The sequence below is a fragment of the Roseibium sp. genome (genome assembly GCF_039982295.1).
Lineage (GTDB): Bacteria > Pseudomonadota > Alphaproteobacteria > Rhizobiales > Stappiaceae > Roseibium.
On record NZ_JBDWYP010000092.1, the window covers coordinates 60,124 to 83,729 of the forward strand.

Below are 23,606 nucleotides of genomic sequence, written 5' to 3' on the forward strand. Positions count from 1 at the left end.
CCTGTCCATGCGGCTTGCCAAAAGCCCTGACTGAATGGATCCGAAACGCAATTCCTGCTCCTGACGCTTCATTTTACCGGTCTTTCCGTCCTGCCTGGTGCAGAACCGGACACGAGGTTCATGCCTCAACCGACGTTATCGAGATGAAGGTGAAACATGGCCGAACCACGGCAGCAATCCCAAGAAGGCGCAACAGGTGCGAGTCTCGTTTCGACTGTTGCCAGAAGGACACAAATCAGCCGAACAAGGCGATCAACGCCGCGCATGACATCAACGCAAGCGCACAAAACAAGTCTAATTGAGACCGAATTTGAGAGTACCTGGACCGTGACATTCGATTTTCCCCCATCGCCGCCGCCGATCTCCGGCTGACGTCTTTTCCCTGACACTGATCCAATCACAAACCGGTTGACATTCCCTTGCCACAATCAACGCAGCTTTAGCGAAGCTGTTAAAAACGGGGGCTTTTGGCGGGAACGCTTTGCTGTTCCGGCTTTGTCCTGAGACAATCAGGTTTGATTCGGCTATAGAACCCGTCAACCCATTGAGATCAGCCCTCACTCTCAGGCATTTCGGCAACACTAGGTGGACCAGTCAGCATGAGTGCAAAGAACGATCTGTTTGCAGGCAACGCAGCCGCGAAGTCCGTAGAAGATGCGCCTGACGCCACACCTGCTGCAGCGCCAAGCAAACAAACACCCCGCCCCACCCCGGTACCGGCCGCGCCTGTGAGCCAGGAAGATGGAGCCTATTCTGCCGCCGACATTGAAGTTCTCGAGGGACTTGAACCAGTTCGCCGTCGTCCTGGCATGTATATCGGCGGCACCGACGAAAAGGCCCTGCATCACCTTTTTGCCGAAGTCATAGACAACTCTATGGATGAGGCTGTGGCTGGGCACGCGACCTGGATTGACGTCTCGCTTGGCGCCGACGGCTACCTCACCGTGACCGATAACGGACGCGGTATCCCTGTCGATCCGCATCCGAAGTTCAAGGACAAGTCGGCGCTCGAAGTCATCATGACGACGCTTCACGCAGGCGGAAAGTTCGACAGCAAGGTCTATGAGACCTCCGGCGGGTTGCACGGCGTTGGCGTTTCGGTGGTCAATGCGCTGTCGGAAGATCTGGTTGTTGAAGTTGCACGCTCGCGCAAGCTCTATCGTCAGACCTTCCAGCGCGGCCATCCTCAAGGCGGGCTTGAGCTGGTCGGAGACACACAGAACCGCCGCGGGACGCAGGTTCGTTTCAAGCCGGATCACCAGATTTTCGGCAAGGGCGCAAAGTTCAAGCCTGGCCGCCTGCTGACCATGGCACGCTCCAAGGCCTATCTCTTCGGCGGTGTCGAGATCCGTTGGCATTGCGACCCGGAACTCATCGGCGAAAAAGACACAACACCGGCGGAAGCGGTCTTTCATTTCCCAGGAGGTCTTCGCGACTTCCTGGCCGAGCGGCTTGAAAAAGAACGCAGGGTCGTTGACGACATCTTCGCAGGACGCACCGCAAAGACCGGAAGTCACGGCGCTGTTGAATGGGCCGTTACATGGTTTGCAGGCGACGGCTTCATCAATTCCTATTGTAACACCGTCCCAACCCCCGAGGGCGGCACTCACGAAGCGGGCCTGCGCTACGCATTGTTGCGCGGCCTGAAAGCCTATGGCGAGCTGACCAACAACAAGAAGGCGTCGCTGATTACCGGCGACGACGTTCTGACCTCGGCCGGCGGCATGCTCTCGGTCTTCATTCGCGAACCCGAGTTCGTCGGCCAGACCAAGGACAAGCTAGCGACCAATGAAGCGACCCGGATCGCGGAAACGGCCGTCCGTGATGCGTTCGACCATTGGCTGACGGCGTCGCCGAACCAAGCCAACAAGCTTCTTGAATGGGTCATCGACCGTGCAGAAGAGCGGCTGCGGCGCCGACAGGAGAAGGACGTCGCCCGCAAAACAGCCGTGCGCAAGCTTCGCCTTCCCGGAAAGCTTGCCGATTGCTCCGCCAACCAGTCTGACGGGACAGAGCTGTTCATCGTCGAGGGTGACTCAGCTGGCGGCTCAGCAAAACAGGCAAGAAACCGGAAGAACCAGGCTGTTCTGCCTCTGCGCGGCAAGATCCTCAACGTGGCCAATGCCGGCCGTGACAAACTTGTTGCCAATCAGCAGTTGGCGGATCTTTCACAAGCGCTCGGCTGTGGCTCGCGGTCTCAATATCGGGATGAGGATCTGCGCTACGAGAAGGTCGTGATCATGACCGATGCGGACGTCGACGGCGCCCATATTGCGTCCCTGCTGATCACCTTCTTCTATCGTGAAATGCCCAATCTCATTCACAACGGGCATCTGTTCCTTGCGGTCCCCCCGCTTTACCGCCTGAGTCAAGGCGGCAAGACGCTCTACGCGCGAGATGATGCCCACAAGGATGAACTCCTGAGCACTGTCTTCAAAGGCAAATCGAAAGTGGAAATCGGGCGCTTCAAAGGCCTAGGCGAGATGCTTCCGGCGCAGCTCAAGGAAACGACAATGGACCCGGCGAAGCGGACCATGCTCAAAGTGGCGGTCACGGGCGATACGGAAGCCCTGACGAACGATACGGTTGAACAGCTGATGGGCAACAAGCCTGAGGCACGTTTCCGCTTCATTCAGGGAAATGCCGAGTTTGCCCACGATCTCGACATCTAAGCCGCGAGAAACGACATTTCCGGGGTCGAAGACATGTTGAAACAATGTGTGAGCCGGTCTGAAGGTGACGTGGCCATTGTGAAGTTGTAAGGTCTGCTGGTTGCTCACTTCAGGATTGTCGTTTAGGTCGTTCAAATGTTGAACACTTTGTATTCCGTATATGATCGGCAACGGCGCCCGCTTCGCGATCATCATTTCATGGTTTTTCCGGACGTCGGACTTGCTTACGCCCGGGTCCCTGGCGACCCCTACCGGGCCGTGACCGGAATCCTCAACCGTCTGGTCGCCGGCTCGGCATCTGAGCGGAAGAGTGTAGACGGTGCACAGGGCATCGACAGCTGGGTGGGCGACATCGAAATCGTCACTGCGCGGCAACTGAAGCGGCGCTTTCCCGATCTGTGCACATTCGCCGTGGTTCAGTCGCCGGCTGAGCGGATACTGTCTGCCTATCGATCGCTGATGGAGGGCGACACGAGCCTGCCAACCTATTTCGACCTCAACCGTTTCGACAAGTCGATGAGCCTTGTGGATTTTGTGTCCCATGTCGCGGCGATCGGGGATATGGGCACCGACAACTTGCTGCGCAGTCAGTCAGCAATCCTAAGCCACCGGTCCAAGCTTGTACCCGATATCGTGGTTGATCTTGCGTCCCTCGCACACACACCGGCCGTGTTGCTCGATCAGCTCTCCGACCGGGCAACGTCACCAGTCGACCTGACCGACGTGGAAATTGACGTTCCGGATCATGATCCGGAGCACTGGGAAATCATGCAAGGGCTTGCTGTTCGCGCGGCACTGAAACAACGGTACAAAAAAGACTACCGCATGTTTTTTGAAGAGCAGAGCGAGATTTCCAGATCTCTCGCATCAAAAACACGCGACACTGGTCTGGCCTTCCAATAGCGGTCGCGTTTTTGAGTAGCCAATACCTGCAGAAGGCCTCGCACCCTGCTCCTTTAAAGTCGGATGTATTGTTTTGACCAAGTCGAAACAAAATAGCTCGCGGCTTTTTTAAATGACCGGAGCACGAATATTTCGCTTTGTCGAAGGCACGTTCGGTGGTTTTCGGGACCGCTGTTAACTGAAATACTTCTCTTACCTGAGCCAGGCGGCTATTTATCTGTTTTTCGGCAAACAGAACGTTGACACTTGGCCCAACAAATGTAGGGTGAGCCTCGAAACGCGCCGAAATTCCGCGCAAACCGTCATCCGTGCAATAACTTACGTGGGCTCTATCGCTCTATGTCATTTAATACTCTCGGCCTTAGCGAGAAGGTTCTCGCTGCAGTTGAAGAAGCTGGTTATTCTGAACCTACCGCAATTCAAGCTGGCGCTATTCCTCAAGTCCTGGAACGCCGGGACGTTTTGGGCATCGCCCAGACAGGAACGGGCAAGACGGCAAGCTTCACACTGCCAATGCTCACGCTTCTGGAAAAGGGCCGCGCTCGTGCCCGTATGCCAAGAACGCTGATCCTTGAGCCGACCCGCGAACTGGCGGCTCAGGTCGAAGAGAATTTCGAGAAATACGGTAAAAATCATCGACTTAACGTCGCGCTTTTGATCGGAGGCGTGTCCTTCGGCGAGCAGGACAAGAAGATCGACCGTGGCGCAGACGTACTTATCGCGACACCAGGTCGACTTCTTGATCATGTTGAGCGCGGCAAGCTGATGCTTCAGGGTGTCGAGATCCTCGTCATCGACGAAGCCGATCGCATGCTGGACATGGGCTTCATCCCCGATATCGAACGCATCTGCAAGCTGATCCCGTTCACCCGTCAGACCCTTTTCTTCTCGGCAACAATGCCGCCGGAAATCCAGCGCCTGACGGAGACTTTCCTTCAGAATCCGGCAAGCGTCGAGGTGGCACGGACATCCTCCACTTCAGACAACGTCACACAGCGCCTGAAAGCTTCTGAGAGCAAGGACTTCGAAAAGCGCGCAGCGCTTCGTGAGCTGCTGGAGCAGTCTGAAGATCTCAAGAATGCGATTGTCTTCTGTAATCGGAAGCGCGACATCACGACCTTGTTCCGGTCGCTTGAGCGCCACGGCTACAACGTCGGCGCCCTGCATGGCGACATGGATCAGCGCACGAGAATGATGATGCTCGACAATTTCCGGAAGGGAAATGTCACGCTTCTCGTTGCCAGTGACGTTGCCGCGCGTGGTCTGGACATCCCCGACGTCAGCCACGTCTTCAACTACGACGTCCCGAACCACGCCGAGGATTATGTCCACCGGATCGGCCGCACAGGCCGTGCGGGACGATCTGGCGCAGCCTTCACGATCGTCACGCCCGATGATCAGAAGTACCTGTCAGCCATCGAAGGCCTGATCGAACAAAATATTGAGTGGATCGGTGACCCGGTTGACTTCGAAGCTGCTGCCGCAGACCGAAAGGCTCGCCGCCGCGGTGGTAAGAGCGCTCCCAAGAGCGCGGATGCAGCCCCGATCGAACAGGACAATCAGGAAACTCCGAAGAAGGCACCTTCGCGCCGCGGTCGGCGTCCGGCTGCTGAAGCTGCCGTCGACGCAGCACAAAGCGAAGAAGCGCCCGCAACCAGGTCACGGCGGCGTCCGGCAAAGCAGGAAGCCGGCGATTCGGCTCCAGCCGCTGCACCGAAGCCTTCTCGCCGCGGAAAATCCGAAAAGAACGAACCGGCCTTCGGAGTTGGCGGTCACATTCCGGCGTTCCTTTTGCGCGAACCACGTCCGAAAAAAGCGTCCTAGGGGAAGTTGTTCCGGGTTAACGCCTAAGCTTAACTTGACCTTAAACCTTACTGTAGAAATTGACAGGTGTGAGCAAGTCACCAGTTCCCGGTGGCTTTACGGCTCTAACTGCGGGTTTTTACATGGCGGAAGAAGACGACCATAAGCGGACCATCGTATACGGTGAGTCTGCCCTCTCCTATATCAAGAGGAACACCCTTCCCGCCTATCCGCGTGCGTACGAGCTTTGGTATACGTATTCGGCCGGTTACAATCATGGGCTGAACCGGGCTATCAATCAGGTCATCAAGACAAACGGTCGCATTTCCACCGAGGAGATGCAGTCAATCTATGGCAAGTTCCTCGCACCAACCCGGCTTGGCGACCGCCTAAGCGACGTTGGTGCGAAGGTCAATCAGGAGGTCGAGGGACTGGTCGATGCGCTAAAGATGAGCGCCGATGCGACTTCCGACTACGGCAACTCGCTCGAGAAGGCCGAGTCCAAACTCAAGTCCCTCAAAGACCCTGCAAAACTTCAGCGTTTTGTCACCAACATGGTGCAGGCGACCCACAATGCGGTGGCCTCTAACAAGCAGCTTGAAACGCAACTTCTCGAATCAAAGAGTCAGATCGAAAGCCTTCAGGCAAATCTTGAAGCAATCAGATATGAATCGCTGACCGATGAGCTGACGACTCTGAACAACCGCAAGCATTTTGACAGTTCAATCGAGCGGACGGTCGCACAGGCTGCGGACAGTTCCTCGTCCTTCGCGCTCCTGTTGACCGATATCGACCACTTCAAGAAGTTCAACGACACGTTTGGCCATCAGACCGGCGACCAGGTGCTCAGACTGGTTGCCCTGGCCGTCAAGCAAAACGTCAAGAGCCACGACACAGCCTGCCGTTATGGCGGCGAGGAATTTGCGATCATCCTGCCTCAGTCTTCGCTGGCTGAAGCCGCCGAGATTTCAGAAAAGATCCGGGTCGCCGTCATGTCCAAGGAACTGGTTAAACGCTCTACCGGCGAGAACCTTGGCCGGATTACCATTTCCATCGGGATCTCGACGTTCAAGCCCGGAGACTCCGCGCACAGTCTCATTGCCCGCGCTGATGAGGCTCTCTATGCCGCCAAGCGCGGCGGGCGCAATAGGGTGAGAAGTGAAGAAGACCTGGCGAAAGAAGACGGTTCAGAGGTCGCCTGACGCGTCTCAAACGCGCCAGACTTTGGTCAACTATCCAGTCCCATTTGCCAAAAATCGGCTTCTAGACGACTTGCCTGATTGAAAATCTCGGACAGAGCGGCAAAACGTGGCTCTGCCATGTAGATTTCGGCTGTTTGATCGATCCAGTTCGAGAAGCCCTGCGCGACCGACTGATAGTCGTCGCCACCATATTCATCAAGCCAACGCCGATAGGCGCTTGCTGCCGGCCCGGTCGGCTTTGCAAGGGCGTTTTCCTGCGCGATTTCTCCATAGCCGACAATGCAGGGTGCCAGTGCCACCTGAAGATCGAGGAGATCACCGCGCAGGCCGGTCTCCAGAACGAAACGCGTGTAGGCCATGGTCTCACTCGCTTCCGGCAGCTTCTCCAGTTCATCGCGTGAGATGCCCCAGCCGGCGCAAAGCTCGATATGAAGATCCATCTCCACATCCATGATCGCCTTCAGCCCTTCCAGCGCATTTTGCATGTCGGAAAGCCGCGGCGACTTGTAGACCGCCAACGCATAGGCGCGCGAAAAGTGAATCAGAAAGAGATAGTCTTGCTGCAGGTAGGTGCGGAACGCACGCTCGGGCAACTCACCGCTCGCAAGCTGCTGCACAAAGCTGTGCCGAGTGTAGGCTTGCCAATCCTCAAGGTTTTCGGCCTTCAGCCGGTCAAACAAGGACATGGATTACGCTTGCGGCGCAGCGAAGTTCGGATCAGCGGCTTGGAGAGACACCGACTCCCCGCAACCACATGCAGAAACTTCGTTCGGGTTTTTGAAGATGAAACCGGACCGGAATTTCGTCACCTCAAAATCCATTTCGGTCCCCAGGAGGAAAAGAACGGCAGAAGGATCGACATAGAGCTTCACACCCTTCTCATCGATCACATCGTCTCCGGGCTTTGCTTCCTCGACCAGATCCATCGTGTATTCCATACCCGCGCAGCCGCCTGTCTTGATGCCGACCCTCAGGCCAAGCACATCACGATCTGCGTTTTCGACGAGTTCGCGAACGCGATCCGCAGCTGCGTCGGTCAGGCTCATCACCTGAAATTTGCTACGTACGGTCATGACTTCCTCTTTTGCGCGTCCGAGTGGCTTGTCTCCCATATAGGATCAGGGAAACTCGTTAAAAGACTACAGCATGGGGCCGTATCTCAATACCAGTTGAGCGCGACCTTGGCTTCGTCCGACATGCGCTCCGGCGTCCAGGGCGGATCGAACACCATGTCGACATTGACCTGACCAATTCCGGGAACCGCTTCCACAGCATTTTGAACCCAGCCCGGCATCTCACCGGCAACAGGACACCCAGGAGCGGTGAGTGTCATGTCGATATTGATGGATCTGTCGTCCTCAATATCAACCTTGTAAATCAACCCAAGTTCGTAGATGTCACAGGGAATTTCCGGATCATAAACGGTCTTGAGCGCACCAACGATATCGGTGGTCAGCCGGTCGAGCTCTTCCATGGGAATGGCTGAACCACCAGCGACGTCCGCGCGCAGCTCTTCACCAGCGGCGTCATGATCAATCGTTGTCGAGTTTTCCATGGTCATTCATAATCCTCAGGCGAAAAAGGCCTGTGCCTTGATCAAGGCCTCATGCAACGCGTCCACTTCATCGCGCGTGTTGTAGAGACCAAAGCTTGCCCGACATGTAGAGGTCACACCGTACTTTGCCAAGAGTGGCTGAGCACAATGAGTACCGGCCCGGACCGCGACGCCCGATCGATCGATGATCGTAGAGACGTCGTGGGCGTGTGCTCCCTTGATTTCAAAGGAGATGATTGCCCCCTTGCCGGGCGCTTCTCCAAAAATCCGAAGGGAGTTGATCTGCGACAGTTTCTCGTGGGCATAGGACGCAAGATCCGCCTCGTGAGCTGCAATTCGATCCCTGCCGATCGCGTCCATGTAATCGAGGGCTGCGCCCAGACCGATGGCCTGTACAATTGGCGGAGTGCCAGCCTCAAACCGGTGCGGCGGTTCATTGTAGGTCACAACATCCTCAGTCACGTCGAGGATCATCTCACCGCCACCGTTGAACGGTCGCATCTGCTTGAGCTTGTCCATCTTCGCCCAAAGCACGCCGATGCCCGAGGGGCCGTAAACCTTGTGACCGGTGAAGACATAGTAGTCGCAGCCGAGATCCTGCACGTCGACCGGAAGGTGGACCGCGGCCTGGCTGCCATCGACCAGAACAGGAATACCGCGTTCGTGCGCGATGGCGCAGACTTCCTTGACCGGTACGATCGTGCCAAGGACATTGGACATGTGGGTAATGGCGACCAGCTTCGTCCGATCGCTCAAGCTGTCACGAAATGCATCGAGATCAAATGAGCCATCCTCCCGAACATAAACCCACTTCAGCTTCGCACCGTGCCTTTCACGGTGAAAATGCCAGGGCACTATGTTCGAGTGATGCTCCATGATCGACAGGACAATCTCGTCGCCCTCACCGAAATACTCACCGCCAAGCCCGTAAGATACGAGATTGATCGCCTCGGTGGTCGAACGGGTGAAAACCACCTCATCCACGGAAGGTGCATTCAGAAACCGGCGCACTTTTTCGCGTGCAGCCTCATAGTTGTCTGTCGCCATGTTCGACAGGTAGTGGAGCCCGCGGTGAACGTTGGCGTACTCCAGGGAATATGCCTTCGTCACCGCGTCGATGACGGCTTGCGGCTTCTGCGCGGATGCGCCGTTGTCCAGATAGACCAGCGGTTTTCCGTAGACTTCACGAGCCAGAATCGGAAAGTCCTTGCGGATCGCTTCAACGTCATAAGACGTTTCAGGCGTCGTCATTTCAGCCGGTGCTGCCGTCATTCGGGCGCTCCTCGTTTCTTAAGCTGCGAGCCAGGCGCGAACGCGGGCGCCCAGTTCTTCTGTGACTGTGTCCTCATCGAACTCTTCGATAGCCTCCGACAGGAAGGCAAGAACCAGCAATGTGCGTGCCTCCGCTTCCGGAATGCCGCGGGCACGTAGATAGAACAGAAGGTCCGCATCCATCTCGCCGCAGGTTGCTCCATGAGCGCACAGGACGTCATCGGCGAAGATCTCGAGCTCGGGCTTGTTCGCCATCTCGGCACCTTCACCAAGCAGAAGTGCCTGGGTCATCATCTCGCCGTCGGTCTTCTGGGCATGAGGAGCAACATTGATGCGGCCCTGATAAACGCCCCTCGCCTCATCATCGAGAACGGTCTTGAAGAACTCACGGCTGTTGCAGTGAGGTACTGCGTGATCAACGATGAGCGTCTGATCGGCCAAATCCCGATCGCGGGCCATGGTCACGCCATAGATTTTTGCTTCGGAATTCTCTCCGGTGAAGGATATGAACTGCTGATTGCGAGCAAAAGCAGGACCGGCAAGAAAGCCGAGGGCCTTGAATTCCGCATCTGCACCGATCCGTGCCAGCGTGGTGAACAGCTTCGCGCCTTCGGCTTTGCCAACCATCAAACGCGTGACCGCGATCTTTGCACCATCGGCAACGTCATAGTCGAAGACAACGTTCGTTTCACCTGTGCCTGTGTCACCGGCAAAGGTTTCCAGCAGCTTGAACGTCGCGCCCTTGGCGACAACGATCCGGTTGCGACTGACCTGGGCGCCTTCTCCCACAGCCACCTGGACCAGCTCAACAGGCTTGGAAACGCCTGCGCCATCCTTGACCGAAATCACGACACCGCCCTGCACAAAGGCCGTATTGAGGGCGAGGGTTCCGTCCTGACCAGCCGTTTTCGGCGTTGCCAGAAGTTCAGAGCCGTTCTCACCTGCCAGCCCGTCATTGAAGTCCGTAACGGTGACACCTTCTTGCGCCAAAGCGTCCACATCGCTCAAGTCGGCATTGAATGTGCCGTTGGCAATGACGATCCGGTAGCGATCAAGCGCGCCGTAGCTTTCAAAACCGTCGAGCACGGCCTTGGTCTCGGCAGACGTCGTCGGCGCAGCGAGTGGTGCGGCCGATTTCATGAAAGCGCGCAGGTCAGTGTATTTGTACTCTTCCACGCGGCGATGGGGCAGGCCCTTCGCCTTGATCTGCTCGGCCGCCGCATCGCGCAGTGCCGTCACTGCGATCGATCCGGCAAGGCTGGGCCGGGCCGCGTCAAAGCGTGCGACAAGCCCGGTTTCTGCCTGGGTGTGGTTGATCGGGGTCGGTGCGTTCATGGCTCTCTCCCCGGGGCTCAGGCGGCTTCGCCGACGTAATCGGCGTACCCGTTCTTTTCCAGCTCAAGAGCGAGCTCCTTGCCACCGGTCTTGACGATCTTGCCCTTGGACAAGACGTGGACAACATCGGGGACAATGTGATCGAGCAGGCGCTGGTAGTGGGTGATGACGATCATCGCGCGCTCTGGCGAGCGCAGCTTGTTGACGCCTTCGGACACGATCCGCAGGGCATCGATGTCGAGACCGGAGTCAGTCTCATCCAGCACGCAGAGGCTTGGCTCTAGCAGAGACATCTGCAGGATCTCGGCGCGCTTCTTCTCGCCACCGGAGAAGCCGACGTTGAGCGGGCGCTTCAACATGTCCATGGTGACGTTCAAGTCAGCAGCCTTCGCACGAACCAGCTTCATGAAATCGGGGATTGTCAGTTCGGCCTGACCACGCGCCTTGCGCTGTGCGTTCATGGCGGTCTTCAGGAATTCCATTGTTGCCACGCCCGGAATTTCGATCGGGTACTGGAACGCCAGGAAGACACCGGCTGCCGCGCGCTCGTCCGGCTCCATGTCGAGTAGGTTCTCGCCGTGGAAGATGATTTCACCTTCGGTGACCTCATAGTCTTCCTTGCCCGCCAGAATGTAGGACAGGGTCGACTTGCCAGAGCCGTTCGGTCCCATGACCGCATGGACTTCGCCGGCGTTCACTTTCAGGTCGATGCCGCGCAGGATTTCGGTGCCGTCTTCGGCGATGCGGGCGTGCAGGTTTTTGATCTCAAGCATCTTTGCCAACCGTTCTTTCGTCAATTGTGTTCTTGCTCGCCATCCGGCGAACGTCCTCGGCTCTTTTTTTCTGCAACGTCCGATGCCGCACCATTTTTGCAGCGAAGAAGGCCACCAGTAAAAAGCCCGTTATTCCAAGTGCGTAGTTTAAATAACCACCAAAGAGAGCGACGAGGCACAGCGGAATGCACAGGCAGAACATAAGCGCAACTATCCGCTCCGATGTCTCAGTCCGTTGCGCGCCCCTTTGCGCTTCCAATCCATTGCTGCCGTTCAAGCGGCGCGCTGCGGATTTGATATGGGAAAGAGCTATTCCCAGCTCCTGATGATCATTTCCGTGCATGACGAGCACTTATCCTACGCTCCCCTCCAGACTGATCGAGATCAGCTTCTGGGCTTCCACCGCAAATTCCATCGGCAGCTGCTGGATCACGTCCTTCACGAAGCCGTTGACGATCAGTGCGACCGCCTCTTCCTCGTTCATGCCGCGCTGCAGGCAGTAGAACATCTGGTCGTCTGAGATCTTGGAGGTCGTTGCCTCATGCTCGAAAACGGCCGACGCGTTCTTGCTTTCGATGTAGGGCACCGTGTGTGCGCCACAGTCCTGGCCGATCAGCAAGGAGTCGCACTGCGTGAAGTTCCGCGTATGGGACGCCTTCTTGTGGGCCGACACCAGGCCGCGATAGGTGTTGGACGAGCGGCCAGCCGAAATGCCCTTGGAGATGATGCGGCTGGACGTGTTCTTGCCCAGATGGATCATCTTGGTGCCGCTGTCGATCTGCTGATAGCCGTTGGAAACGGCGATCGAGTAGAACTCACCGACAGAATTGTCGCCGCGCAGAATGCAGGATGGGTATTTCCAGGTGATGGCAGAGCCGGTCTCGACCTGGGTCCAGGCAATCTTTGAATTCTTGCCACGGCAATCGCCACGCTTGGTGACGAAGTTGTAGATGCCGCCCTTGCCTTCAGAATCGCCCGGGAACCAGTTCTGAACGGTGGAGTATTTGATCTCCGCATCATCCAGAGCAACGAGTTCGACGACGGCAGCATGGAGCTGGTTCTCATCACGCTGGGGCGCGGTGCAGCCTTCCAGATAGGACACATAGGATCCCTTGTCCGCGATGATCAGCGTGCGCTCGAACTGGCCGGTGTTCTGCTCATTGATGCGGAAATAGGTCGACAGCTCCATCGGGCAGCGAACGCCTTCCGGGATGTAGACGAAGGAACCGTCGGAGAAGACAGCCGAATTGAGCGTCGCATAATAGTTGTCGGTCACCGGCACGACCGAGCCGAGGTACTTCTTCACCAGATCCGGATACTCGCGGAGAGCTTCGGAGATCGAACAGAAGATGACACCGGCCTTCTTCAGCTCTTCCTTGAAGGTGGTGACAACGGACACACTGTCGAAAACAGCGTCGACGGCAACCCGGTTCTTCGGCTCGACGCCAGCAAGGATCTCTTGCTCACGAAGCGGAATGCCGAGTTTTTCATACGTCGCCAGCAGTTCAGGGTCGACCTCGTCAAGGCTCTTGGGGCCTTCGACCGATTTCGGCGCAGCCCAATAATAAAGATCATCGAAGTCGATTTTCGGGTAGTCGACACGGGCCCAATCCGGCTCTTCCATCGTCTGGAAGCGGCGCAGAGCATCGAGACGCCATTCCGTCATCCACTCCGGCTCGTCCTTTTTGGCCGACAGGAAGCGAACGGTTTCCTCAGAGAGCCCCTTGGCGCCCTTTTCCGAATCGATGTCGGTCACGAAGCCGTATTTATACTGGTCAACATCGATCGCCTTGACCTGATCGATAGTCTCCTGCACAGCGGGCATATCATTAACTCCATTGCACGAGACTTTGTCAGTCTCGCAGTTTGTCGTTGGTCCATCCCGAAGACGACGCCGATATCCGGCGTCCTGCGGGGTGTTTGTCGCGTCGTCCGAAAACGCCGAATTCGTCAGGCAGCCCTGCTACGGGCCTTAGGGTTCAGCCGATCCACGATGGATGGCCACAGCTCCAGAAAACGGTCGACGTCTTTCGCGCCCGTATTCCAGCCGAGGCTCACACGCAGAGCGCAGCGCGCCTTTTCCTCATCTATGCCCATGGCAGTAAGCACGTGGGAAACCGACACCTTGCCCGAAGAACAAGCCGATCCGGACGACAGGGATACGCTTTCCAGATCAAAAGCGATCAGTGCTGTTTCGGCGGGAACTCCCTCGACCGCGAAACATGAGGTATTCGCCAAGCGTGGCGCGCCCTCTCCAAAAACTGTCACCGATGGGCATATAAGGCGAATTCCCGCTTCTAGCGAGTCCCTGAGGGCAGCTATTTGCGCAGGATTTTCTGCCTCTTTGGCCGCAATCTCTGCTGCAACTCCGAAACCGCAGATGCCTGCGACGTTTTCCGTTCCCGCGCGGCGCCAGTTTTCCTGACCGCCACCGGTCATCAATGCGCCTGGAACGCGCGCGGTGGAGCGCACCACGACCGCGCCCATGCCCTGTGGACCACCAAACTTGTGAGCCGAAAGGGTGATGACATCTGCTTGCCAGGCATCCAGATCAATGGGCATGCGGCCTGCGGCCTGCACCGCATCTACATGAAAGAAACCGCCTGCGGCCTTTACCAGAGAGCCAATTTCTGTGAGCGGCTGGATCACACCGGTCTCGTTGTTTGCAGCCATCACAGAAACCAGTGTGGCGTCATCTTCCGCCAAAAGCCGTTCCAGCTCATCGAGGCGCACAATTCCGTTTTCATCGACTGGCAGTACCGTCTGCAAAGCGGTCGGAAAGCGCCCGCCGGAAGCAACAGACGGATGCTCGCTGGCTCCGCGCAACAGACGATCAAAATAGACCGGCGCTCCCTGATCCTGCCACTGAGGTGTCAGGGCAGTCATGTTCGCCTCAGTGCCACCAGAAACAAAGGTGACCGCGCGCGTCCTGGCGCCACACAGATTGGCAACAGATTCCCGAGCGGCCTCGACACGTCCCCGCGCCCTGCGACCATCGCCATGGACCGAAGAGGCATTGCCGGCATCCATCATGACCTCGACCATACGATCACGAACCTCCGGACGCATGGGCGCGCCGGCGTTGTGATCGAGGTAAACATGAGGTCGCCTGGACGTCATTGTCTGAAACAGCCTGTGATTTGGTAACAGCAGATAGAACTCAGATGCAGAATTACCGCCGCCCGGTCACGGAAAACTTGAAATTTTCCGAGTGGATGACGTAAACGTGCCTCAACTCGGAAAAACGAAGACCTCGATCTGTCCCGGTTTCGGGGGTCGAAAGGGGTCGAACGGACTTTCGAATAATTCTAAACAAGGTTTTAGAAACTCGGAACCTACGAGTCAAGTTTGGACTGAGGGGTTCCACGTATCTAGATCCGCTTCCGCCCGATGCCGCTGTGGCTGCCGTGCGGACAAGAAAGGACAAAACGCTTCATGCCTGAGGTGATCTTTAACGGTCCCGCCGGCCGGCTCGAAGGCCGGTTCCATCCCGCAAAGAAGCGGAATGCGCCGATTGCGCTGGTTCTTCATCTGCATCCTCAGTTCGGTGGCACGATGAACAACCAGATCGTCTACCAGATGTACTACATGTTCGCGCAGCGCGGCTTTGCAGTTCTTCGCTTCAATTTCCGTGGTGTCGGCCGGTCTCAGGGCACGTTCGATCATGGTCAGGGCGAGCTCTCCGATGCTGCTGCCGCGCTTGACTGGGTGCAGACGGTCCATCCCGATGCACGCGCATGCTGGATCGCCGGATTTTCCTTTGGGGCCTGGATCGGCATGCAGCTTCTGATGCGCCGTCCGGAGGTGGAAGGCTTCATTTCTGTTGCGCCGCCTGCCAACCTTCATGATTTCTCCTTCCTTGCCCCCTGCCCGTCTTCCGGCCTGATCATTCATGGCGAAGAAGACAAGGTCGTGCCGCAGAAGGATGTTCAGACGCTTGTCGACAAGCTCAAGACGCAAAAAGGCATCGTGATCGACCATCAGGAGCTGCCCGGCGCGAACCACTTCTTCGAAAACGACATGGATGACCTGATGGACCGTTGTGGCGGCTATCTGGATCGTCGACTTGGGATCACACCGCAGGATTACCTACCTGTCGACTGACCCGGTAAGATTGATCACCTGACGTGCGAAAGCCCGCTGTTTCGGCGGGCTTTTTCATGAGAGGCTGGAAAGGCGATATCAACGATGATCAATGGAACGACAAGGCTCGAGATTCGGCCCGCGGTTTCTCAAGACTACGAGGTTCTGCGCGACCTTTTCACTCACCTCATCCCCAACGACGTTGCCATGACCGAAGACCAGGGCCAGGCCGCGCTGGACGGAATGTTATCCCACCCGGGATTGACGACATTGATCGGGTTTCTTGATCGCGCAGCCGCCACAACTTGCACGCTGATCGTGATTCCGAATTTTACGCGCGGTGGGGCACCTTACGCGGTGATTGAGAATGTGGTCACCCACAAAGACTATCGTGGCGAGGGTTTGGGCGAACAGATCCTTCGACATTCTCAGGACCTGGCCTGGGCGGCCGGTTGCTACAAGATCATGCTCCTGACCGGCACCGACAATCGTGGTGCACAAAAGTTCTACGAGAAGGTTGGGTTCAAGCAATCCAAGACCGGCTTTCAGATCCGCGCTCCGGGATACCCGCCAAGAAAGATGGCGAAATAGAAAGCCTCGCAGTTCGAAAGCTGCGCCTGAAAAATGAAAAAGCCCGCTGTTGCGGGCTCTTTGAAGAATCTTCTAATATTTCAGTTGAGCGAGTGATCTACTGTCCAGGTGTCCAGGCCTGATAGTCGCCTGTAACTTCCGGGCGCGTTTCCGGTGTAAGGATGGAGCCGTCCGGACGATAGGCTTCAGCCGTGCCAGTCTTGTTGGCATGATGCGGTTGCTGCCAGCTTTTTGCGTAATAGGTTTCATCGCTCGGCGGAGTATCGACCCGGTGGTGCATCCAGCCATGCCAGCCTGGAGGAATGGACGAGGCTTCGGCCAGGCCGTTGTAGATCACCCAGCGCTTCTTGCCTGCCCGCTCGCGGTAGTACTTGTTGCCGAACTCATCTTCCCCGACGAATTCGCCTTTCCGCCAAGTGAAAAAGCGGGTTCCCATGGTCTGACCGTTCCACCATGTGAAGAGTTCAAGCAGGAGTTTTTTCATCGCCGCGAAGCGTCCTTGTGGCTTTTAAATGCAGTTCCCGCTGTCAGATGCGTGGCCCCGCAATTCTTGCTGCGACCTCAATTGATCATCTTGGAAACCATCACACGAGAGGCCGATTTGTGCGCGACTATGACGTCAAGCACGCTTTGTGTCCAGTGTCAGCTTTACGGAATAGCAACACTTTCCGGGGCGTTCAGGACTTCCCGATTGGCGTCGGAGCCAGTCAATGACGCTACTTGTTGCGGACAGCGGCAAAGCCCTGTCTGCGAGACGATCGCGGCGAACTGGCCAAGACAACCTTTTTCTTTTTGGGCTCCGCCTCGGAAGCGGACGGCGCATCTGCTTCGCCCTGCTCTTCTGCTCCGGCCTTGTTGAATTCCTTGTCGACTGTGCCTTGAACTGCGGCAAGGCGTCGAATCGCCTGCTCGTGATAGACACGGGCATTCTCGAGCGTCTCAAGTTTCTCGGCCTGCTGGTCGAGCGCTTCGTTGATGCCGAAGATGTTGTAAAAGCCCGAGTTTTCAAGAACCAGCGGCCGATCATCATTCACCAGCCAGCGAAGCCGGTTATAGAGCGTCGAAGGCGCAAGGGGCTTCACCAGCAAATGATGCGCACCAGCACGAAGGGCCTTGTCCACCAGCGCATGGGTGCCATGAGCTGTGACGAAGAGAATCGGAACATAACAGAGCGGCTCCATATGCCGGTGCCGGATCAGACGCAGAAGTTGGTAGCCAGAGGTGGGCGCCATGCGCCAGTCCGTCAAAATCAGATTCGGCGGCTCGGCCAGCATCGACTGCAGCGCCTCATCGACCGAATCAAACACACGGACCCGTGCGACTTTGAAACTCAGCAGGATCGACCGGATAATCGTCTGCATTGGCTTGCTATCTTCGACGATTACCGCGTCGAGATCTTCCAGCCCAAGGCCGAATGCTGCGTGATTTTTCATGTCTGATGCCACCCTTCCTGATCCCACAGGCACAAGATGGACAGAAGCGCTTTAAACCGGCTGAAGTCCCTTCCCCGGTTTTTCTTCAAATTTTCATAGAATCGGTGTGCATTGGATTTAGGCGTCTGGAAAGTAGGGGTTGCAGGCTGCAATCGGCAGTTTCGGCGAGTTCGGTCCCCCTCCCCGCTATCCACAGCCTCCCACCATATTTAGCGTTTGCCCACATATTGAACACTAGGACTTGTCGCTCACACCTTGACGTTAAGAACTCGTTTACACTAGTTTTCCTATGATTGCGGTGCGTATCCGAAACGGGTTCTTCCCGGTTTCGACTCCCCAGTTCCGAGTAACGAGTGCAAGCCCCTGAATTTGGTTCATCCACCTTTCAGGAGCGCTCTATTCGTGTGTCTGGAGATTGGATTTCATCGTGATAAACCTGTTGATGATCACTATATTTAGTAGCATCAATCAGGTGAGACACTAAATATCGGCCCAGCAAGATGGTCCGGTATGCGGAAGACGGCTTTAAGAGGCCTGCCGGGACCGTCGGATGACAAACCGGCACTTTGATGCGGACGAGCGATGCGGACCAGGCTGAGGCAGCCTACCTGGGCCTGATAGACAAGGGGACATGGAATGCGGATAGAGCGGCGATACACCAAAGAGGGCCAGTCACCCTACGCCGACGTGGAATTCCGGACAGCGACGAGTGAGATTCGCAATCCGGACGGTTCTATTGTGTTCCGGCTCGAGGACATTCAGGTCCCGGCCCAGTTCTCGCAGGTCGCGTCCGACATCCTGGCGCAAAAATACTTCCGCAAGGCTGGCGTTCCCGCCAAGCTGAAGGCGGTCGAGGAAAACACGGTTCCATCCTGGCTGTGGCGCCATGAAGCCGATGACAAAGCGCTTGCCAAACTCCCCGAAGAAGAGCGCTTCAACTCCGAGATCGACGGGCGTCAGGTGTTCGATCGTCTCGCCGGCACCTGGACCTACTGGGGCTGGAAGGGCGGCTATTTCGACAAGGAAGCCGACGCGCGTGCTTTCTTTGACGAGCTGCGCTTCATGCTGGCCACACAGAAAGTCGCACCAAATTCTCCGCAGTGGTTCAACACCGGTCTGCACTGGGCTTACGGCATCGATGGCCCGAGCCAGGGCCATTACTATGTTGACTTCCAGACCGGCGAGCTGACCAAATCAGCAACCGCCTATGAGCATCCGCAGCCGCATGCCTGCTTCATCCAGTCGGTTGGCGATGACCTCGTCAATGAAGGCGGCATCATGGATCTTTGGGTCCGGGAGGCACGCCTGTTCAAATATGGTTCAGGCACCGGTTCGAATTTCTCCCGCGTTCGCGGTGAAGGTGAAAAACTATCCGGCGGCGGCAAGTCCTCCGGGCTCATGAGCTTTCTGAAAATTGGCGACCGGGCTGCGGGCGCGATCAAGTCCGGCGGCACCACCCGCCGTGCTGCCAAGATGGTCGTGGTCGACGTAGACCATCCGGACATCGAGGAATACATCAACTGGAAGGTCAAGGAGGAGCAGAAGGTCGCGGCTCTCGTCACCGGCTCCAAGATCTGCCAGAAGCACCTCAGCGCCATCATGAAAGCCTGCATCAATTGCGAGGCGGACAACGGCGAGTGCTTCGATCCGGCCAAGAACCCGGCGCTCAAGCGCGAAATCCGCGCCGCCAAGAAGATGATGGTTCCCGAGAACTACATCCAGCGCGTGATTCAGTTTGCACGGCAGGGCTTCACCAAGATCGAATTCCCAACCTACAATACGGATTGGGATTCTGAGGCCTATCTGACCGTTTCCGGCCAGAACTCCAACAACTCCGTTCGTGTCACCGATGGTTTCCTGAGCGCTGTCGTGGACGATGCTGACTGGGATCTGATGGGTCGGCGCACGGACGACGTGGTCAAGACCATCAAGGCCAAGGACCTGTGGGAACAAATCGGTTATGCCGCCTGGGCGTCCGCTGATCCCGGCATCCAGTATCACACGACCATCAACGACTGGCACACATGCCCTGCCTCCGGTGAAATCCGCGCGTCCAATCCATGCTCGGAATACATGTTCCTGGACGACACGGCCTGTAATTTGGCGTCCTTGAACCTGATGCAGTTCCGCAAGGAAGACGGTTCCGTCGATGTCGAGAACTATGAGCATGCTGTCCGTCTTTGGACCATTGTTCTGGAAGTCTCCGTTCTGATGGCGCAGTTCCCGTCCAAGGAAATTGCCGAACGCTCATACCTCTACCGGACACTCGGCCTCGGCTTTGCCAACATCGGCGGCCTGCTTATGACTTCCGGTATTTCCTATGACAGTGATGAAGGACGTGCCCTTTGTGGTGCCCTGTCCGCTATCATGACCGGCGTTTCCTATGCGACATCGGCCGAGATGGCCGGCGAGCTTGGTCCTTTCCCGGGCTACAAGGACAATGCCGAGCACATGCTGCGCGTCATGCGCAACCATCGCCGAGCCGCTCATGGCGAGGCAGATGGCTATGAAGCGCTCAGCATCGCACCGGTTGCCCTTGACCATGCCTCCTGCCCTGACAAGACCCTGATCGAACGGGCGGGGATTGCCTGGGACCGGGCGCTTGAGCTCGGCGAGAAGAACGGCTACCGCAACGCCCAGTCCACCGTGATTGCCCCGACAGGCACCATCGGTTTGGTCATGGACTGCGACACCACGGGCATCGAGCCGGACTTTGCACTTGTGAAGTTCAAGAAGCTCGCGGGTGGCGGTTACTTCAAGATCATCAACCGCGCGGTTCCCGAGGCCCTGCGCAAGCTCGGATACTCGGAAAGCGAGATTGCCGAAATCGAAGCCTATGCCGTTGGCCATGGCTCGATCGACCAGGCACCGGCGATCAATCCTTCGTCCCTGAAAGCCAAGGGCTTCACCGACGAGAGCATCGCGAAGATCAAGGGCTCTCTTGGCTCGGCCTTCGACATCAAGTTCGTCTTCAACCGCTGGACTGTTGGCGACGAGCAGATGGCAGCCCTGATGGTGCCGGAAGAAAAGCTCGCCGATCCGGCATTCGACCTTCTCACGCACCTTGGCTATTCCAAGGCTGAGATTGAAGCCGCCAATACCCACGTTTGCGGTGCGATGACCCTCGAAGGAGCGCCTTTCCTCAAGGAAGAGCATTACCCGATCTTCGATTGTGCCAACCCGTGTGGCCGCATCGGCAAGCGTTACCTGTCGGTGGAAAGCCACATCCGCATGATGGCCGCAGCCCAGCCCTTCATCTCCGGCGCGATCTCCAAGACGATCAACATGCCGAACGATGCAACGGTCGAGGACTGCAAGGAAGCCTATATGCTGTCCTGGCGCCTCGCCCTGAAAGCCAACGCGCTCTACCGCGATGGCTCGAAACTGTCCCAGCCGCTCAACGCCCAGCTCCTGGCCGATGAGGACGAGGATGAGGATGAAGTGGTCGAAACACTCGCCGCCAAGCCACAGGCAGCACGGGCCGAGGTTGTTGCCGAACGGATTGTCGAGCGGATCGTCGAGCGCGTCGTTCGCGAACAGGAAAAGCTGCCGACCCGCCGGAAGGGTTACACCCAGAAGGCCAAGATCGGTGGTCACACCATCTTCCTGCGCACCGGTGAATATGACGATGGCCGTCTTGGCGAGATCTTCCTTGACATGAACAAGGAGGGTTCAGCCCTTCGTGCCTTCATCAACAACTTCGCCATCTCGGTCTCGCTCGGCCTGCAGTATGGCGTGCCGCTCGAGGAATATGTCGACGCGTTCACCTTCACGAAGTTCGAACCTGCCGGCATGGTCCAGGGCAACGACGCGATCAAGAATGCCACGTCGATCCTCGACTACGTCTTCCGCGAACTCGCCGTATCCTATCTCGGCCGCCATGACCTTGCTCATGTGTCCCCGGACACCTTCAGCAGCTCACCTGTGGCCGGCGAGACGGCCGATGAACGCAACAAGGAGCATCAAGGTGTCGTGTCTCACGGCCTGATCCGCGGACAGACGGAGCGTTTCCGTCTGGTGTCGGACAGCGAACCGGCAGGCACGCTCGTTGAGGCTCTGACCGGTCAGGTGGCCAGTTCCCCTGCAGCCCAGACATCTGCGGTCGCGACGGCGTTTGCTCGCGGCTCCGAAGCGGTGGCTGCCGTGGAAGTCACGACAGCTCCGGCTCCGGCAAAGGCGTCAGCTGCCCAGCAGATCGCCCAGGCGCGGATGAAGGGTTATGAGGGAGAAAGCTGCGCGGAATGCGGCAACTTCACCATGGTCCGCAACGGCACCTGTCTCAAATGCGACACCTGCGGCTCCACCAGCGGCTGTAGCTAAACAAGAAAACGAATTCAGCCCGGGATTTTTCCGGGCTGAATTGCGGATAGGAACAAACAGGAAACCATAAAGCAGACAAAGAAAAAGCCGAGCCATCTCTGGCCCGGCTTCTGTCACGAATAACCCGCTAAGGCATTCGTGGGATGAGAAGTGTCACTCCCCAACACTGTAGCAAGTTTGGTTTTAAACGGAGTCGCACTTCGAGTCGAGTTGGCCTTGGCATTTTCCAAAGCGCAGAAAGAAAATAGCATGCAAGGCGTTAAACCTCTGACTGTATCAAACTTGGATGAAGCTAAACAAAAACTGCGGGCTAGACCGTTGCGTATCGGAATATCAACGCGCGCTCTTTTCAAGCTGGAAGAAGAGCATGAGGTCTTTGAAAAGCAAGGGGTTCAAGCGTACGCCGATTTACAGCTAGAGCGCGAGAACGAGGTCCTTGAGAAAGGGGCCGCATTCGAAGTCGTTGACAGACTTTTGCGTCTGAACGAAACCGGGCAAGAGCCATTCGTACAAATCGTGCTCCTTTCGCGCAATTCTCCTGATTTGTCGCTGCGTGCGTTCAATTCCATCAAATTTTACGGATTGCCTGTCGTCACTGGAAGCTTCACAAGCGGAGCATCACTTGGCCCTTTCATTCTTGCCTGGAAAATAGACCTCTTCCTTTCCAATGAGCACACCGACGTGAAAGCCGCAATTGATGCCGGCACGGCGGCGGCGCGGTTGGGGCCCGTTTCATCGAATTGGCAAAGGGAAGCCTCCGACGAAGTTCGGATTGCGTTCGATGGCGATGCGGTCGTCTTCAGCGCTGAATCTGACGAAGTTTACAAAAGAGAGGGACTTGAAGGCTTCCGAAAGTTTGAGAGCCAGAATGCAAGCAAACCAATGGAAGGTGGTCCGTTCGGTGAATTCCTGAAAAAACTATCTGTCCTTCGTGCGATTTATCTCGATGAAAATGGCGTCAGCAAAGTACGGATCGGGATTGTGACCGCTCGCGACAGTGCCGCCCATGCGCGTGTCATAAACACGCTTCGGGCTTGGGGCACACCAGCCGACGAGGCTCACTTTGTGGGCCAGTGGAATAAAGCGCCGATCCTAAAAGCATTTGGGGCGCACATATTTTTCGATGACCAAGAAAAACACGTTCTTGGCGCTTCTGGCGTAGTGGCCGCGGGACATGTACCCGGTCCGCACGATGGCAGCGCTCCGGTTATTCCTTCCGGAGACCTCCCTGCCTAGACCTCATCATATGGCAGGATTAAATATCCGACGCGTCGGCCATTCTCGCTCTGCGTCAAGATAGACTGCTCATTCAGCACTCAAAGGCTGCTCACCTGGCGAAAGGCAGCTGATATTCGGTGCTATCCCCACCGAAACAAAAAACCCGCCCATCGGAGACGATCGGGCGCGTTTTTCATGGGCGTTCGAATTAAAGTCTGCCGCTGGAACGCAAGTGCCCTTCGATGAAGTGAGCCCCCCTGGGCGGCCCTTTTTTGCGTTTCCGAAAGCTAACTGTTTGACGGCGAAGCCCACAGGCGGCGACAAACAACTCCAAGGATATGAACTCTATTTCTACAATGAGCGCACCCGCTTCATTCGACAGTTTCACGACACCGCCGTGTCCCCCTCCAATCGCTTTTCGCGCTTTCCATGTACCTGCGGATACC

Annotated in this window: 19 protein-coding genes; 8 read left to right on the forward strand and 11 right to left on the reverse strand. The window is 56.9% G+C overall.

Annotated features, from left to right (window positions below):
• The first annotated feature begins 599 nt into the window (after positions 1–599).
• From parE to ABJZ52_RS20530, 4 genes are all read left to right on the forward strand, one after another.
• Positions 600–2,672: a DNA topoisomerase IV subunit B gene (gene parE / locus ABJZ52_RS20515; protein ID WP_348190699.1), complete on the forward strand. Its 2,073-nt coding sequence runs from the start codon at positions 600–602 to the stop codon at positions 2,670–2,672.
• Between the two features lie 135 nt (positions 2,673–2,807).
• On the forward strand, positions 2,808–3,575 hold the full coding sequence (locus tag ABJZ52_RS20520) for a hypothetical protein (protein WP_348190702.1): 768 nt from the start codon (positions 2,808–2,810) through the stop codon (positions 3,573–3,575).
• 339 nt (positions 3,576–3,914) lie between these two features.
• On the forward strand, positions 3,915–5,399 hold the full coding sequence (locus ABJZ52_RS20525) for a DEAD/DEAH box helicase (RefSeq protein WP_348190705.1): 1,485 nt from the start codon (positions 3,915–3,917) through the stop codon (positions 5,397–5,399).
• A 68-nt stretch (positions 5,400–5,467) separates the two neighbouring features.
• A complete protein-coding gene (locus ABJZ52_RS20530) occupies positions 5,468–6,580 on the forward strand; it encodes a GGDEF domain-containing protein (RefSeq protein ID WP_348190707.1) in 1,113 nt (370 codons plus the stop codon).
• Positions 6,581–6,606: 26 nt separating this feature from the next.
• Here ABJZ52_RS20530 and tenA read toward each other — a convergent pair whose 3' ends face one another.
• From tenA to ABJZ52_RS20575, 9 genes are all read right to left on the reverse strand, one after another.
• The gene (gene tenA, locus ABJZ52_RS20535; protein ID WP_348190710.1) at positions 6,607–7,266 is read right to left on the reverse strand and encodes a thiaminase II; all 660 of its coding nucleotides are present in this window, start codon (positions 7,264–7,266) and stop codon (positions 6,607–6,609) included.
• Between the two features lie 3 nt (positions 7,267–7,269).
• Positions 7,270–7,653, reverse strand: coding sequence for a Fe-S cluster assembly scaffold SufA (sufA, locus tag ABJZ52_RS20540; RefSeq protein WP_213214906.1), 384 nt, complete (start codon positions 7,651–7,653; stop codon positions 7,270–7,272).
• Positions 7,654–7,739: 86 nt separating this feature from the next.
• On the reverse strand, positions 7,740–8,135 hold the full coding sequence (locus ABJZ52_RS20545; RefSeq protein WP_348190994.1) for an SUF system Fe-S cluster assembly protein: 396 nt from the start codon (positions 8,133–8,135) through the stop codon (positions 7,740–7,742).
• 15 nt (positions 8,136–8,150) lie between these two features.
• Positions 8,151–9,407, reverse strand: coding sequence for a cysteine desulfurase (locus ABJZ52_RS20550; RefSeq protein WP_348190714.1), 1,257 nt, complete (start codon positions 9,405–9,407; stop codon positions 8,151–8,153).
• An 18-nt stretch (positions 9,408–9,425) separates the two neighbouring features.
• Positions 9,426–10,742 carry a Fe-S cluster assembly protein SufD gene (gene sufD / locus ABJZ52_RS20555; RefSeq protein ID WP_348190717.1) on the reverse strand — a complete coding sequence of 439 codons (1,317 nt, stop codon included), beginning with the start codon at positions 10,740–10,742 and terminating at the stop codon, positions 9,426–9,428.
• 17 nt (positions 10,743–10,759) lie between these two features.
• A complete protein-coding gene (sufC, locus tag ABJZ52_RS20560) occupies positions 10,760–11,515 on the reverse strand; it encodes a Fe-S cluster assembly ATPase SufC (protein ID WP_192111208.1) in 756 nt (251 codons plus the stop codon).
• The gene (locus tag ABJZ52_RS20565) at positions 11,508–11,858 is read right to left on the reverse strand and encodes a hypothetical protein (protein ID WP_348190720.1); all 351 of its coding nucleotides are present in this window, start codon (positions 11,856–11,858) and stop codon (positions 11,508–11,510) included. Before ABJZ52_RS20565 ends, sufC begins: the two co-directional genes overlap by 8 nt.
• A 9-nt stretch (positions 11,859–11,867) precedes the next feature.
• On the reverse strand, positions 11,868–13,340 hold the full coding sequence (gene sufB / locus ABJZ52_RS20570; protein ID WP_348190723.1) for a Fe-S cluster assembly protein SufB: 1,473 nt from the start codon (positions 13,338–13,340) through the stop codon (positions 11,868–11,870).
• Between the two features lie 125 nt (positions 13,341–13,465).
• Positions 13,466–14,635 carry a cysteine desulfurase family protein gene (locus tag ABJZ52_RS20575; protein ID WP_348190725.1) on the reverse strand — a complete coding sequence of 390 codons (1,170 nt, stop codon included), beginning with the start codon at positions 14,633–14,635 and terminating at the stop codon, positions 13,466–13,468.
• 315 nt (positions 14,636–14,950) lie between these two features.
• Between ABJZ52_RS20575 and ABJZ52_RS20580 the strand changes: the two genes are divergently transcribed.
• Together ABJZ52_RS20580 and ABJZ52_RS20585 are read left to right on the forward strand one after the other, a co-directional pair.
• Positions 14,951–15,619, forward strand: a complete 669-nt coding sequence (locus tag ABJZ52_RS20580; RefSeq protein WP_153769327.1) for an alpha/beta hydrolase — start codon at positions 14,951–14,953, stop codon at positions 15,617–15,619.
• Positions 15,620–15,703: 84 nt separating this feature from the next.
• Positions 15,704–16,189 carry a GNAT family N-acetyltransferase gene (locus ABJZ52_RS20585; protein WP_348190728.1) on the forward strand — a complete coding sequence of 162 codons (486 nt, stop codon included), beginning with the start codon at positions 15,704–15,706 and terminating at the stop codon, positions 16,187–16,189.
• 97 nt (positions 16,190–16,286) lie between these two features.
• On the opposite strand, the gene ABJZ52_RS20590 is transcribed toward ABJZ52_RS20585, so the two are convergent.
• Together ABJZ52_RS20590 and ABJZ52_RS20595 are read right to left on the reverse strand one after the other, a co-directional pair.
• The gene (locus ABJZ52_RS20590) at positions 16,287–16,673 is read right to left on the reverse strand and encodes an NADH:ubiquinone oxidoreductase subunit NDUFA12 (protein ID WP_348190730.1); all 387 of its coding nucleotides are present in this window, start codon (positions 16,671–16,673) and stop codon (positions 16,287–16,289) included.
• Between the two features lie 232 nt (positions 16,674–16,905).
• Positions 16,906–17,622 (reverse strand): response regulator, encoded by a 717-nt coding sequence (locus ABJZ52_RS20595; protein WP_348190733.1) that lies wholly within the window; start codon positions 17,620–17,622, stop codon positions 16,906–16,908.
• A gap of 636 nt (positions 17,623–18,258) precedes the next feature.
• Here ABJZ52_RS20595 and ABJZ52_RS20600 point away from each other — a divergent pair.
• Together ABJZ52_RS20600 and ABJZ52_RS20605 are read left to right on the forward strand one after the other, a co-directional pair.
• Positions 18,259–21,942, forward strand: coding sequence for a vitamin B12-dependent ribonucleotide reductase (locus ABJZ52_RS20600; protein WP_348190736.1), 3,684 nt, complete (start codon positions 18,259–18,261; stop codon positions 21,940–21,942).
• A gap of 216 nt (positions 21,943–22,158) precedes the next feature.
• On the forward strand, positions 22,159–23,178 hold the full coding sequence (locus ABJZ52_RS20605) for a 5'-nucleotidase (protein WP_348190738.1): 1,020 nt from the start codon (positions 22,159–22,161) through the stop codon (positions 23,176–23,178).
• The last annotated feature ends 428 nt before the right edge of the window (positions 23,179–23,606 follow it).